13 protein-coding genes are annotated in these 13,153 nt (G+C 64.8%); 10 read left to right on the top strand and 3 right to left on the bottom strand.

Features of this window, described 5'->3' with window-relative positions; all coding sequences use genetic code 11:
- Positions 1-40 precede the first annotated feature (40 nt).
- The 7 genes from rfbB to HU770_RS20370 are packed head-to-tail and all read left to right on the top strand — an operon-like array spanning position 41 to position 7,105.
- Positions 41-1,123: a dTDP-glucose 4,6-dehydratase gene (gene rfbB / locus HU770_RS20400; protein WP_033703212.1), complete on the top strand. Its 1,083-nt coding sequence runs from the start codon at positions 41-43 to the stop codon at positions 1,121-1,123.
- Positions 1,120-1,995, top strand: coding sequence for a glucose-1-phosphate thymidylyltransferase RfbA (gene rfbA / locus HU770_RS20395; protein ID WP_033703213.1), 876 nt, complete (start codon positions 1,120-1,122; stop codon positions 1,993-1,995). Before rfbB ends, rfbA begins: the two co-directional genes overlap by 4 nt.
- Entirely contained in the window at positions 1,992-2,537 is a 546-nt protein-coding gene (gene rfbC, locus HU770_RS20390; protein ID WP_033703214.1) for a dTDP-4-dehydrorhamnose 3,5-epimerase, read from the top strand. The genes rfbA and rfbC overlap by 4 nt, the downstream gene beginning before the upstream one ends.
- On the top strand, positions 2,534-3,394 hold the full coding sequence (gene rfbD, locus HU770_RS20385) for a dTDP-4-dehydrorhamnose reductase (RefSeq protein ID WP_186661470.1): 861 nt from the start codon (positions 2,534-2,536) through the stop codon (positions 3,392-3,394). Before rfbC ends, rfbD begins: the two co-directional genes overlap by 4 nt.
- A gap of 38 nt (positions 3,395-3,432) precedes the next feature.
- Entirely contained in the window at positions 3,433-5,247 is a 1,815-nt protein-coding gene (locus HU770_RS20380) for an ATP-binding protein (protein WP_186665191.1), read from the top strand.
- Positions 5,244-6,653, top strand: a complete 1,410-nt coding sequence (locus HU770_RS20375) for a sigma-54 dependent transcriptional regulator (protein ID WP_186661465.1) — start codon at positions 5,244-5,246, stop codon at positions 6,651-6,653. Before HU770_RS20380 ends, HU770_RS20375 begins: the two co-directional genes overlap by 4 nt.
- Positions 6,650-7,105, top strand: a complete 456-nt coding sequence (locus tag HU770_RS20370) for a YiiD C-terminal domain-containing protein (RefSeq protein ID WP_033703219.1) — start codon at positions 6,650-6,652, stop codon at positions 7,103-7,105. The genes HU770_RS20375 and HU770_RS20370 overlap by 4 nt, the downstream gene beginning before the upstream one ends.
- Positions 7,106-7,120: 15 nt before the next feature.
- Here HU770_RS20370 and cysQ read toward each other — a convergent pair whose 3' ends face one another.
- The gene (cysQ, locus tag HU770_RS20365; protein ID WP_186661461.1) at positions 7,121-7,957 is read right to left on the bottom strand and encodes a 3'(2'),5'-bisphosphate nucleotidase CysQ; all 837 of its coding nucleotides are present in this window, start codon (positions 7,955-7,957) and stop codon (positions 7,121-7,123) included.
- Positions 7,954-8,520: an ADP compounds hydrolase NudE gene (nudE, locus tag HU770_RS20360; RefSeq protein ID WP_033703221.1), complete on the bottom strand. Its 567-nt coding sequence runs from the start codon at positions 8,518-8,520 to the stop codon at positions 7,954-7,956. Before nudE ends, cysQ begins: the two co-directional genes overlap by 4 nt.
- Positions 8,521-8,584: 64 nt before the next feature.
- Between nudE and yrfG the strand changes: the two genes are divergently transcribed.
- Positions 8,585-9,247 carry a GMP/IMP nucleotidase gene (gene yrfG, locus HU770_RS20355; RefSeq protein ID WP_047582917.1) on the top strand — a complete coding sequence of 221 codons (663 nt, stop codon included), beginning with the start codon at positions 8,585-8,587 and terminating at the stop codon, positions 9,245-9,247.
- 107 nt (positions 9,248-9,354) lie between these two features.
- On the opposite strand, the gene lysM is transcribed toward yrfG, so the two are convergent.
- On the bottom strand, positions 9,355-9,795 hold the full coding sequence (gene lysM / locus HU770_RS20350) for a peptidoglycan-binding protein LysM (RefSeq protein ID WP_186661459.1): 441 nt from the start codon (positions 9,793-9,795) through the stop codon (positions 9,355-9,357).
- A gap of 175 nt (positions 9,796-9,970) precedes the next feature.
- Between lysM and fdhD the strand changes: the two genes are divergently transcribed.
- Positions 9,971-10,801, top strand: a complete 831-nt coding sequence (fdhD, locus tag HU770_RS20345; RefSeq protein WP_186661457.1) for a formate dehydrogenase accessory sulfurtransferase FdhD — start codon at positions 9,971-9,973, stop codon at positions 10,799-10,801.
- A 5-nt stretch (positions 10,802-10,806) separates the two neighbouring features.
- Positions 10,807-13,152: an FdhF/YdeP family oxidoreductase gene (locus HU770_RS20340; RefSeq protein ID WP_186661456.1), complete on the top strand. Its 2,346-nt coding sequence runs from the start codon at positions 10,807-10,809 to the stop codon at positions 13,150-13,152.
- Position 13,153: the final 1 nt, after the last annotated feature.

The following is a 13,153-nucleotide window of genomic DNA, read 5'->3' as shown; positions in this document are numbered from 1 at the left end:
CTGCATGCCATAGAACTTGGTTTTCCAGAGGCCATTTGAGATGCGCATACTCGTCACAGGCGGCGCCGGCTTCATTGGCTCGGCGCTGGTCCGCCACCTGATCGACAACACCGAACACGAAGTGCTCAACCTCGACAAGCTGACCTACGCCGGCAACCTCGAATCGCTGCAGAGCATCGCCAACAACACCCGATACGAATTCGTCCAGGCCGATATCGCCGACTCGGCAACCGTCAGCGCCGTGCTCGAACGCTTTCAGCCTGGGGCGATCATGCACCTGGCAGCCGAGTCCCATGTGGACCGGTCGATCGACGGCCCGGCCGCGTTCATCCAGACCAACATTGTCGGCACTTACGCCCTGCTCGAAGCCACCCGCGCCTGGTGGAGCCAGCTGCCGGCCGAGCAGCGCCGTGCGTTCCGTTTTCACCATATCTCCACCGACGAAGTCTATGGCGACCTGCATGGCGCCAACGACCTGTTTCACGAGACCACGCCGTATGCGCCCAGCTCCCCCTATTCGGCGAGCAAGGCCGCCTCGGACCACCTGGTGCGCGCCTGGCACCGCACCTACGGGCTGCCGGTGCTGATCACCAACTGCTCGAACAACTACGGCCCTTACCATTTCCCCGAAAAGCTGATCCCGCTGATGATCCTCAATGCCTTGGCCGGCAAGCCACTGCCGGTGTATGGCAATGGCCAGCAAGTACGTGACTGGCTGTTCGTCGAAGACCACGCCCGGGCGTTGCTTGAAGTAGTGAGCCACGGACAGGTCGGCGAAACGTACAATATCGGTGGCCACAACGAGCAGAAGAACCTCGACGTGGTGCACGCCATCTGCGCCCTGCTCGAAGAGCTGGCGCCGCAGCACCCGCAAGGCGTGGCCCGCTATGCAGACCTGATCAGCTACGTCCAGGACCGCCCCGGCCACGACCTGCGCTATGCCATCGATGCCAGCAAGATCGAACGGGAACTGGGCTGGGTACCGCAAGAAACCTTCGCCAGCGGGCTGCGCAAGACGGTGCAGTGGTACCTGGACAACCTGCAATGGTGCCGTCATGTCCAGGATGGCAGCTACCAGGGTGAACGCCTGGGCAATACCGACATCAAGGAGCTCATTGCATGACCAAGGGCATCGTCCTGGCCGGAGGATCCGGCACACGCCTGCACCCCATCACCCTTGGGGTTTCCAAGCAACTGCTGCCGATTTACGACAAACCGATGATCTACTACCCGATTTCGGTGCTGATGCTCGCCGATATCCGCGAAATCCTGCTGATCTCGACACCTCAGGACCTGCCCCAGTATCGCCAGCTGTTCGGCGACGGCAGCCAGTTCGGCATCCACATCAACTATGCCGAGCAGCCCTCGCCCGATGGCCTGGCCCAGGCATTTCTGATCGGCGAGCAGTTCATCGGCGATGACTCGGTGTGCCTCATTCTTGGCGACAACATCTTCCACGGCCAGAGCTTCACCGAACAGTTGCAGCGCGCGGTCAACCACCCGAGTGGCGCCACGGTATTCGGCTATTGGGTCAAGGACCCGGAGCGCTTCGGCGTGGTCGAGTTCGACGAGCAAGGCAATGCCCTGTCCATCGAAGAGAAGCCCCTCAAGCCCAAGTCCAGCTATGCGGTGACGGGCCTGTACTTCTACGACAACGACGTGATCGAAATTGCCAAGGGCATCCGCCCCTCCGAGCGGGGCGAACTTGAAATCACCGATGTCACCAATGCCTACCTCAAGCGCGGCGACCTGCGCGTGGAGCGCTTTGGCCGCGGCTTTGCCTGGCTCGATACCGGGACTCACGAGAGCCTGCTGGATGCCTCGCAATATGTGCAGACCATCGAGAATCGCCAGGGGCTGAAGGTGGCCTGCCTGGAAGAAATCGCCTTCAACAAGGGCTGGATCACCCGTGACCAGTTGCTGGCCAAGGCTGAAAAACTCAAGAAGACCGGTTACGGTCAGTACCTGGGCAAACTGGCTAACGAGTCTGCATGAACATCATCCCCACCGAGATCCCTGATGTACTGATCATCGAACCGACGGTATACGGTGACAGCCGAGGCTTCTTCTTCGAAGCCTTCAACGCCCGTGAGTTTGCCAAGCAGACCGGCGTTGCCGTGGACTTCGTCCAGGACAACCACTCCCGCTCCCTCAAGGGCGTGTTGCGCGGCCTGCACTATCAGGTGGAAAACACCCAAGGCAAACTGGTGCGCGTGGTACAGGGCGAGATCCGCGATATTGCCGTGGATGTGCGCAAGAGCTCGCCAACTTTCGGCCAGTGGGTTGCCGTGCACCTGTCGGCCGACAATCATCGCCAATTGTGGATTCCACCTGGCTTTGCCCACGGTTTTGCGGTGGTCAGCGAAACGGCCGAGTTCCTCTACAAGACCACCGACTACTACAACCCAGGCGCCGACCGTTGCATCCGCTGGGACGACGCGCAGCTGGCCATCGACTGGCAACTCGAAGGGCCGCCGGTGCTGTCGGAAAAGGACAAGGTCGGCGTACCGCTGAGTGAGGCGCAACTGCTGCCATGAAGATTGTCGTATGTGGCCGTAACGGCCAGGTAGCCCAGGCGCTGCAGGCGCAGCTGGTAGGCCTTGGCGAGCTTCACGTGCTCGGGCGCGAGCAACTGGACCTGGCCCAGCCCGAGGCCCTGCGTGGCCCGCTGCGCCAGCTGGCCCCCGACCTGATCATCAATGCGGGTGCCTACACGGCGGTCGACCAGGCCGAGCACGAGCCAGAGCGCGCCTTTGCGATCAATGCCCACGGCCCTGGCGTACTTGCCGAAGAAGCGGCACGGCTCGGCGCGCCGCTTATCCACTACTCCACCGACTACGTTTTCGACGGCAGCAAGGCCACGCCCTATACCGAACAAGACGCCCCCAACCCCCTGGGGGTCTACGGCCAAAGCAAACTTGCAGGCGAGCAGGCGATTGCCGCAGTGGCCGGCCAGCACTTGATCCTGCGCACCAGCTGGGTTTATTCGCTGTACGGGCGCAACTTTCTGCTGACCCTGCAGCGCCTGCTGCAAGAGAAGCCTCAACTGCGGATTGTCGACGATCAGATCGGCGCACCGACCTGGGCCGGCAGCATTGCCGCCAGCACCCGTGTATTGGTCGAACGTTGGCAGGCCGGGCAGGCGGGCGCCTGGGGCACCTACCACCTCACCGCGCAAGGCGAGACGTCCTGGTTCGGCTTCGCCCAGGCCATCGCCGAGCAACTCAAGGCCCAAGGCCTGCCCTGCGCCGAACTGCTGCCAATCCCGTCCAGCGACTACCCCACGCCGGCCCGCAGGCCGCTCAACTCACGCCTGGACTGCTCACGCCTGGCCCACGAATGGCACATCCGCCTGCCGCACTGGCAGCAGGCGCTGATCGACTGCCTCAAGTAGCGCATAATTGCGTCAGACTTTTCTGGCGCACTTACGTGATGATTGCAAAACCCACGCCCCCACGCCGTCCCCGCTGGCGCAGCCTGGCCCTGCTGGCCCTGTGCCTGGCCCCGCTGCTGTGGCCGCTGCATCACCTGGCCGAGCGCTACTACCAGGAAGAACTGGCCTCACAGAACCGCCAGACCCTCGACCTGTACGTCGCCAACCTGCTCGGCACCCTGCACCGCTACGAAACCCTGCCGCAGATCCTCGGCGACCTGCCGGCCCTGCGCGGCGTGCTGGCTGACCCGTTCCGCCTGGAAGCGGTGACCAACGCCAACCGCCTGCTCAAGAACATCGTCCAGCAGACCGGTGCCGAGGTCATGTACCTGATGGACGTCAGCGGCAACACCCTGGCCGCCTCCAACTGGGACAAGCGCGACAGTTTCGTCGGCCGTAACTTCGCCTTCCGCCCTTACTTCAACGAGGCCATGGCCGGCCACCTGGGGCGCTTCTTCGGCCAGGGCACCACCTCGGCCAAGCGAGGCTACTTCTTCGCCGCAGCGGTGCGGGACCGCGAGCGCATCGTAGGCGTGCTGGTGGTCAAGGTCGACCTGGACCACACCGAAACCCTCTGGGGCCGCACCCCAGAGCAACTCTTGCTGACCGACCATAACGGCGTGGTGATCCTGACCTCACGGCCCGACTGGCGCTTCCGTGCCACCCGCGCGCTGACCGAGGCCGAGCGCCAGGCGATCATCGCCATCCAGCCGTACCCAACCCAGGCCCCGCAGCCGCTGCTGCTCAGCCAGAATGCGTGGATCACCCAGACCCGCGACATCAAGGAAACCGGCTGGCAAGTCAGCATCCTCGCGCCACGCATGCTGGTCGACCGCTCGGTGCAGACGGTGATGGCCATCGGCGCCGGCACGCTGCTGGTGATGATGCTGCTGGCCGGCCTGGTGATGCAGCGGCGGCGCCACTACATCGACCGTATCGACTTCGAGGCCCGTGGCCGCCAAGAGCTGGAAAAGCGCGTGGCCGAACGTACCGCCGACCTCGAAGGCCTCAATACCCGCCTCAAAAGTGCCGTGCTGGAACGTGAAAATGCCCAGCAGGAAGCCGTGCGGGCCCAGGACGAACTGGTCCAGGCCGGCAAGCTGTCGGTGCTGGGCACCATGTCGGCGAGTATCAGCCACGAGCTCAACCAGCCGCTGGCGGCCATTCGCAGTTACGCCGAGAACGCCGAGATCTTGCTTGACCATCAACGCACCGACGACGCCCGCGGCAACCTCAAGCTGATCGGTGAACTGACCGGGCGCATGGCCTCTATCATCGCCCACCTGCGCGCCTTCGCCCGCCGCGACCGCCACGCCCCGGAGAGCGTGGCCCTGCAGCCGGCACTGGACGATGCCCTGGCCTTGCTGGCCAAGCGCCGCCGCGCGATGGCCGTCGAGCTGATCCGCGACCTGCCAGAGGCCACGTTGTGGGTACAGGCCGGCGAAACCCGCCTGCGCCAGGTACTGGGCAACTTGCTGGCCAACGCCCTCGACGCCCTGACCGAAAAGGCCAACCCGCGCCGTCTGTGGCTGAGTGCCGAACAGCGCGATGGCTACGTCTACCTGTTCATCCGCGACAACGGCCCTGGCTTCAGCCGCCAGGCGCTGGAGCATGCCAAGGAGCCGTTCTTCACCACCAAGACCCGCACCCAGGGCCTGGGCCTGGGGCTGGCCATCTGCGAAAGCCTGATGCGCGCGCTGGGCGGTGAACTGCTACTGGCCAACCACCCTGAAGGCGGCGCCTTGCTTACCCTGCAACTGCGCGTGGCCGCACCCGGCGCTACCCTGCCCAATTCGGAGGACCCCTCGGCATGACCCCCGAGACACTGATCGACAGCCAAGCCCAGGTCATTCTGGTCGACGACGACCCCCACCTGCGCCAAGCGCTGAGCCAGACCTTGGACCTTGCCGGGCTCAAGGTGGTGGCGCTGGCCGATGCCCAAGGCCTGGCCGAGCGTATCGAAGCCGACTGGCCCGGTGTGGTGGTCAGCGACATCCGCATGCCTGGCATCGATGGCCTGCAACTGCTGGAGCAACTGCACGGGCGCGACAGCGAGCTGCCGGTGCTGCTGATTACCGGCCACGGCGATGTGCCGTTGGCGGTACAGGCGATGCGCGCCGGTGCCTATGACTTCCTTGAAAAACCGTTTGCCAGCGACGCCCTGCTCGACAGCGTGCGCCGCGCCCTGGCCCTGCGCCGCCTGGTGCTGGACAACCGCAGCCTGCGCCTGGCCTTGAGCGACCGCCAGCAACTGGCCACGCGCCTGGTGGGCCAGTCGCCGTCGATGCTGCGCCTGCGCGAGCAGATCGGCGCCTTGGCCGGTACCCGCGCCGATGTGCTGATACTGGGTGAGACCGGTGCCGGCAAAGAGGTGGTGGCCCGCGCCCTGCACGACCTGTCCAGCCGCCGTGACGGGCCATTCGTGGCGATCAACGCCGGGGCACTGGCCGAGTCGGTGGTCGAGAGCGAGTTGTTCGGCCACGAACCTGGCGCCTTCACCGGTGCGCAGAAGCGGCGCATCGGCAAGTTCGAATTCGCCAATGGCGGCACGCTGTTTCTCGATGAAATCGAAAGCATGAGCCTGGATGTTCAGGTCAAACTGCTGCGCATGTTGCAGGAGCGGGTGGTCGAGCGCCTGGGCGGCAACCAGCTGATCCCGCTGGATATCCGCATCATTGCGGCCACCAAGGAAGACCTGCGCCAGTCCGCCGACCAGGGGCGCTTCCGCGCCGACCTGTATTACCGCCTGAACGTGGCGCCGCTGCGCATACCCCCGCTGCGTGAGCGCGGTGACGACATCCTGGTGTTGTTCCAGCACTTCGCCGATGCCGCCAGCCAGCGCCACGGCTTGACGCCGCACACCCTGCAGCCCGCCCAGCGCGCCATGCTGCTGCGCCACGCCTGGCCTGGCAATGTGCGGGAGCTGCAGAACGCTGCCGAACGCTTTGCCCTGGGCCTTGAGCTTGCCCTCGACGGCCAGGCACCGGCTGCGACAACGCCGGCGCCGGTGGTAGTGGCCGGCAACCTCAGCGAACAGGTCGAGCAGTTCGAGCGCTCGCTGATTGCCGCCGAGCTTGCCCAACCCCACAGCTCCATGCGCAGCCTGGCCGAGGCACTGGGCATTCCACGCAAGACCTTGCATGACAAGCTGCGCAAGCACAGCCTCAGTTTTGACGGCGGCAGCGGCGGGCACGACGACCAGGAGGACAACCGTCCATGAGCACCGACAGCCAGTACCTGCAGGGCGTACTGCACAGCGACATCCCCCTCACGCGGGAAATGGGCCTGGAGGTCATCGACTGGCAGCAGCACACCCTGCGCCTGCAACTGCCGCTGGCGGCCAACGTCAACCACAAGAGCACCATGTTCGGCGGCAGCTTGTACTGCGCTGCGGTACTGGTGGGCTGGGGGTGGCTGCACCTGCGCTTGCGCGAGTTGGGCATCGATGACGGGCATATCGTCATCCAGGAGGGGCAGATCAGTTACCCGTTGCCGGTCACCGGTACGGCAGTGGCCCGCTGTGCGGCGCCGGATGAAAAGAGCTGGGCGCGCTTCGTGACGATGTACCAGCGCCGTGGGCGGGCGCGGCTGACGCTGGAGACTACCGTCAGCAATGCCGGCAGCGACGAACCGGCCGTGCAGTTCAGCGGGCAGTACGTTCTGCACCGCTGATTGCCTGCACGCACCCTAGTTGTTGTAGGCGCGGCGCGACAGGTCGATCAAGGCCTGGCGCCAGCTGGCAGCGCTGGGCAAGGCCAGGAAAAACGGGTTCAGCAGTGACTCACGCGGCGGATAGCGGAACGGCTGGCCGTCCAGCTCGATGACCTCGCCACCGGCACCTTCGACCACACCCTGCGCCGCAGCAGTGTCCCACTGCGAAGTCGGCGCCAGGCGCGGGTAGCAATCGGCGCTGCCTTCGGCCAGCAGGCAGAACTTCAGCGAGCTGCCGATATTGGCCAGTGCCAGGTCCCCCACCGCAGCCCCCAGCCCGGCCAGCAGCGCTTCTTGCTCCGGGCTGGAATGACGACGGCTGGCGACTACGGTGAAACGGCCATCGGCAGGCGGTGCATTGCGTACCTGGATCGGCTCGGCCGCTTCACCCGCCTCGGCACGCCAGGCACCCAACTGGCGGCCGCCAAAGTAACAGCGCCCGTTGGTCGGCATCGACACCACGCCAAACACCACCTCAGCGTTTTCGATCAGCGCGATGTTGACCGTGAACTCTTCACTGCCTGCAATGAATTCCTTGGTGCCGTCCAGCGGGTCGACCAGCCACCAGCGGCTCCAGCCCTGGCGCTCGGCCAGCGAGATGTCGCAGTCTTCCTCGGACAGCACCGGGATGTGCGGCGCCAGCGCCAGTAAGCCATCGGCAATGACCCGGTGCGCCGCCAGGTCTGCCGCAGTGACCGGTGAATCGTCGGCCTTGTTGCTGACCGCCACATCGGCGCGCCAGAACGGCAGAATCGCCTGGCCCGCCACCTGGGCCAGCTTGACCACTTCGTGCATCAGCTGCAGGTCGTTCATAGCTCCAGCAGCCCCCGCTGGCTCAGCAGGTCGCGCGCCAGGTACAGCGCCGCCAAGGCGCGGCCCTCGGTGAACTGCGGGTGCATGGCCAGGGCCGACAGCTCGCGCAGGTTGACCTTGTCGACCCGCATCGGCTCCGGCTCATCGCCTTCAAGCTGCTCTTCATACAGGTCGGTCGCCAGCACCACCTGGATCTTCTGGCTCATGTAGCCAGGCGACAGCGACAGTTCGGTCAGGTGCTCCAGTTGCCGCGCCCCAAAACCGGCCTCTTCCTTGAGCTCCCGGTCTGCCGCCGCCAGCACGTCCTCGCCCGGTTCGATGAGGCCCTTGGGCAACGACAGCTCGTATTCGTCCGTGCCGCCGCAGTATTCCTCGACCAGCACAGCATGTTCGGCGTCGAGCATCGCCACGATCATCACCGCCCCGTAACCGTTGCCCCGGCCGACCAGTCGCTCGTAGGTGCGCTCGGCACCATTACTGAAGCGCAATTGCACGGCCTCGACGCGGAACAGGCGGCTGCTGGCGACGATTTCGCGGTTGAGGACGGTGGGTTTCTGGCGCATGGGGCAGCTCCTGGGCGTGAACGGGTTACTATACCGTGGCTAGCCGACTGAACGAGAGTTTCCCATGTCTGTTCTTCCCTGGTCTGCCATCGATACCGTCCTGCTGGACATGGACGGCACGCTGCTCGACCTGCACTACGACAACCGATTCTGGCTGGACCACCTGCCCCAGCGCTATGCCGAGCTGCATGGCGTCAGCCGGGCCATGGCAGAAATGGAGCTGCAGCCGCTGTTCGAGCGCAATGCCGGCACGCTCAACTGGTACTGCCTGGACTTCTGGAGCCGTGAGCTGAAGCTGCCGATCCGCGAGCTCAAGCGCGAGATCGCCGACCTGATCGCCCTGCGCCCGGATGCCGACACCTTCCTGGCCGCCATCCGCCAGGCGGGCAAGCGCGTGGTGATGATCACCAATGCCCACCGCGATTCGTTGTCACTGAAGTTGGAGCGGGTAGAACTGGCGCCGTACTTCGAGCGGCTGATCAGTTCGCATGACTATGGCTACCCCAAGGAAAGCCCACAGTTCTGGGATGCGTTGCAGGCGGATATCGGCTTCGACCCGGCGCGCAGCCTGTTTATCGACGACACCCTGGCCATTTTGCGCAGCGCACGGCAGTTTGGGGTCGGGCACTTGCTGGCAGTGAGGCAACCGGACAGCCAGGCAGCGCCGCGCGATACCCAGGAGTTTGCCGCGGTAGAGGATTACCGGGATTTGTTGTCGGGTCTTTGAGGGCCTCTTCGCGGGGCAAGCCCGCCCCCACAGGTAAGCAAAACCCTTGAGCATTGCAGGGTGCCTGTGGGAGCGGGCTTGCCCCGCGAAAGAGCCAGCACGATCTATCAGTCCGGAATGCGCAACACCTGCCCCGGATAGATCTTGTCCGGGTGCGACAGCATCGGCTTGTTGGCCTCGAAGATCTTGTTGTACTGGTTGGCATTGCCATACACGACTACGGCAATGGCTGACAGCGTGTCACCCTTTTTCACGGTAACGAAGCGCGCCGCCTGAACGACCGGCCCTGTTACGGTGATCTGATCATCAACGCTGGCCACACCGTTGATGTTGCCCGCCGCCAGAATGATCTTCTCTTTCTCCTCCTGGCTGGCAACCTCGCCTTTGAGGATGATCGTGTCGCCCTCTACAGTGGCGGTGATGTCCGGATTACCCAGGCCGACGCTTTCCACGTGCTTTTTCAACTGGTCCTCGGCATTGGCATTACCGGGGGTCAGCAGGTCGATCAACTTCTCGCCGGCTTCCTTCACGAAACTGAACAGGCTCATTGCGTTCTCCTTGTTGATAAAACCTCGGAGCCAGGAGTCTAGGCCAGGATTACCCGATATGCCCCTGCCGCGGCCAATCGACGCGGTCTATCAAGGCATAGACCCTAGCGATTAGACGAGACCGTCCCACAGGCCTAGGCTTGGGCTATCAAATCGCCGCCGGTAGCCAGCCCCGATGAACAGCAAACCTCCGGTCTGCGCGGCCTCATCGCCTTTGGCCTTGCCCGCCGCCAGCAACACCTACGATTATGCCCAGCTCGGCGACGCCGAGCGCGCCAGTACGCCTCTGGCCGAAGAAGTGGCCTTGGCCATTGCCTACAACGGCCTCAACCAAGCGGTGATGCTGGTCAGCCCTACCGACCTTGAAGACTTTGCCGTCGGCTTCAGCGTCGGCGCCGGGCTTGTCGAAGGCACCCACGAGATCTATGACCTCAAGCTGTCCGGCAGCGGTTCGGCCCTGTACGCCGACCTGGAAATCTCCAGCCGGGCCTTCTGGAACCTGAAGAACCAGCGCCGCCAACTGGCCGGCACCAGCGGCTGCGGCCTGTGCGGGGTCGAAGCACTCGAGCAGGCACTGCCCGAGCTGGCCGAACTGCCCGGCGCGCCCTTGCCGCCTGCGCACTGGCTGGCAGGCCTGCGTGGGCGTATCGACGCCTTCCAGCCGCTCGGCCAGCATTGCGGCGCGGTGCATGCGGCACTGTTCATGGACCGTAACGGCGAACTGCTACTCGGCCGCGAAGACATCGGCCGGCACAACGCCCTCGACAAACTGATCGGAGCCCTGCTGCGCCAAGGCATCGACAGCACCGGCGGCCTGGCCATCGTCACCAGCCGCTGCAGCCTGGAGCTGATCCAGAAGGTGCTGCGTGCCGGCATCCAGACCCTGGTCAGCCTCTCGGCACCCACCGGCCTGGCCCTGCAATGGGCGCGCAAGCACAACCTCAACCTCATTCACTTGCCCAAACACAGTGCACCGCGGGTCTACAGCCCAGCGGCGGAGTCGTAACAGCCGTGACCTCGTACCAGCCCCTCCCTGACAACGCCCCAGCCGCCCCCCCTCGCTACAAGCCCTACCACGGCCCCGCCGGAGGCTGGGGCGCGTTGCGCAGCGTGGCCAAGGCTTGGGTCGGCAGCGATAACGCGCTGAAGAACATCCGCGCGCTGCTCAAGACCAACCAGAACGGCGGCTTCGACTGCCCCGGCTGCGCCTGGGGCGATTCGCCCGAAAGCGGCATGGTCAAGTTCTGCGAGAACGGCGCCAAGGCGGTCAACTGGGAAGCCACCAAGCGCCGCGTGGACGCCGCCTTTTTCGCCCGCTACAGCGTCAGCGCGCTGCGCGAGCAGAGCGATTACTGGCTGGAGTACCAGGGGCGCCTGACCGAACCGATGGTCTACGACGCACTACAGGACCGCTACCAGCCCATCAGTTGGGATGCCGCCTTTGCCCTGATCGCCCGCGAACTGAACAACCTGGCCACCCCTGACCAGGCCGAGTTCTACACCTCGGGGCGGGCCAGCAACGAAGCCGCCTACCTCTACCAGCTGTTCGTGCGGGCCTACGGCACCAACAACTTCCCCGATTGCTCGAACATGTGCCACGAAGCCAGCGGCGTGGCCCTGGGGCAAAGCGTCGGCGTCGGCAAGGGCACGGTCACCTACGACGACTTCGAGCATGCCGATGCGATCTTCGTCTGGGGCCAGAACCCGGGCACCAACCACCCACGCATGCTCGACCCGCTGCGCGATGCGGTGAAACGCGGCGCCCAGGTGGTGTGCGTAAACCCGCTGAAAGAGCGTGGCCTGGAGCGTTTCCAGCACCCGCAGAACCCGCTGGAGATGTTGACCAACAGCGACCGGCCGACCAACACCGCGTTCTTCCGCCCGGCCCTTGGTGGCGATATGGCGCTGCTGCGCGGCATGGCCAAGTTCGTCCTGCAGTGGGAACGTGAGGCCCAGGCCAACGGCGAACCTGCTGTGTTCGACCATGCTTTCATCGCCGAGCATGGTCACGGCGTCGATGACTACCTGGCAGTGGTCGATGCCACGCCGTGGGCGCATATCCAGACGCAATCCGGCCTGGCCCTGGCCGACATCGAGCTGGCCGCGCGCATGTATTGCCGTGGCAAGCGGGTGATCATGTGCTGGGCGATGGGTATCACCCAGCATCGCCATTCGGTGCCGACCATCCAGGAAATCGTCAACCTGCAGATGCTGCGCGGCAACATCGGCGCGCCTGGCGCCGGCCTGTGCCCGGTGCGTGGCCACAGCAACGTGCAGGGCGACCGCACCATGGGTATCAACGAGCGCCCGCCGCTGGCACTGCTCGACGCCCTCGAGAAGCGCTTCAACTTCCCCGTGCCGCGGCACAACGGCCACAACACCGTCGAAGCCATCCACGCCATGCTCGACGGCCGTGCCAAGGTGTTCATCGGCTTGGGCGGCAACTTCGCCCAGGCCACGCCAGACACCGCGCGTACCGCGCAGGCGCTGCGCAACTGCGAGCTGACCGTGCACATCAGCACCAAACTCAACCGCAGCCACCTGGTGCACGGCAAGCAGGCATTGATCCTGCCGTGCCTGGGCCGTACCGATATCGACCTGCAGGCCGACGGGCCACAGGCGGTGACCGTGGAAGACTCGTTCAGCATGGTCCATGCCTCCAACGGCCAGTTGAAGCCGCTGACGACGCAGATGCGCTCGGAGCCTGCGGTGGTTGCCGGTATCGCTGCCGCCACCCTGGGCAAGCAGCCGGTCGACTGGCACTGGCTGGTTGCCGACTACGACCGCATCCGCGACCTGATCGGCGACACCATTGCCGGCTTCAGCGGCTTCAACCAGCGCCTGCGCGAGCCGGGTGGCTTCTACCTGGGCAACAGCGCCGCCAACCGCGAATGGCAGACCAGCACCGGGCGCGCCAATTTCAAGGCCAACTTGCTGCCGGACACCTTGCTTGATGAGCGCGTGCGGGCCAGCGGCCAATTGCCCGACCTGGTCATGCAGTCGATGCGTTCGCACGATCAGTACAACACCACCATCTATGGCCTGGATGACCGCTACCGAGGCGTGCGCGGCCAGCGTGAGGTGCTGTTCGTCAACGAGGCCGACATCATCCGCCTTGGCTTCCAGCCGGGGCAGAAGGTCGACATCGTCTCGTTGTGGGGGGATGAGCATGTGCGCCGTGTGCACGGCTTCACCTTGCTGGCCTTCGATATCCCGGCCGGGCAGGCGGCGGCCTATTATCCAGAGGTGAACCCGCTGGTGCCGTTGGAGAGCATTGGCGATGGCAGCCATACGCCGACGTCCAAATTCATTGCCATCAAGCTGGAACGTGCGCGGGACGACGGGCGTATTCTGTAGC

This window comes from Pseudomonas sp. SWRI68, assembly GCF_014269165.1.
Lineage (GTDB): Bacteria > Pseudomonadota > Gammaproteobacteria > Pseudomonadales > Pseudomonadaceae > Aquipseudomonas > Aquipseudomonas capeferrum.
This window is presented reverse-complemented; position numbering and strand designations above follow the sequence as displayed.

Coding starts and splice junctions, on each gene's coding strand:
- rfbB (WP_033703212.1), top strand. CDS start 41: ATGCGCATACTCGTCACAGGCGGCGCCGGCTTCATTGGCTCGGCGCTG.
- rfbA (WP_033703213.1), top strand. CDS start 1,120: ATGACCAAGGGCATCGTCCTGGCCGGAGGATCCGGCACACGCCTGCAC.
- rfbC (WP_033703214.1), top strand. CDS start 1,992: ATGAACATCATCCCCACCGAGATCCCTGATGTACTGATCATCGAACCG.
- rfbD (WP_186661470.1), top strand. CDS start 2,534: ATGAAGATTGTCGTATGTGGCCGTAACGGCCAGGTAGCCCAGGCGCTG.
- HU770_RS20380 (WP_186665191.1), top strand. CDS start 3,433: ATGATTGCAAAACCCACGCCCCCACGCCGTCCCCGCTGGCGCAGCCTG.
- HU770_RS20375 (WP_186661465.1), top strand. CDS start 5,244: ATGACCCCCGAGACACTGATCGACAGCCAAGCCCAGGTCATTCTGGTC.
- HU770_RS20370 (WP_033703219.1), top strand. CDS start 6,650: ATGAGCACCGACAGCCAGTACCTGCAGGGCGTACTGCACAGCGACATC.
- cysQ (WP_186661461.1), bottom strand. CDS start 7,957: ATGAACGACCTGCAGCTGATGCACGAAGTGGTCAAGCTGGCCCAGGTG.
- nudE (WP_033703221.1), bottom strand. CDS start 8,520: ATGCGCCAGAAACCCACCGTCCTCAACCGCGAAATCGTCGCCAGCAGC.
- yrfG (WP_047582917.1), top strand. CDS start 8,585: ATGTCTGTTCTTCCCTGGTCTGCCATCGATACCGTCCTGCTGGACATG.
- lysM (WP_186661459.1), bottom strand. CDS start 9,795: ATGAGCCTGTTCAGTTTCGTGAAGGAAGCCGGCGAGAAGTTGATCGAC.
- fdhD (WP_186661457.1), top strand. CDS start 9,971: ATGAACAGCAAACCTCCGGTCTGCGCGGCCTCATCGCCTTTGGCCTTG.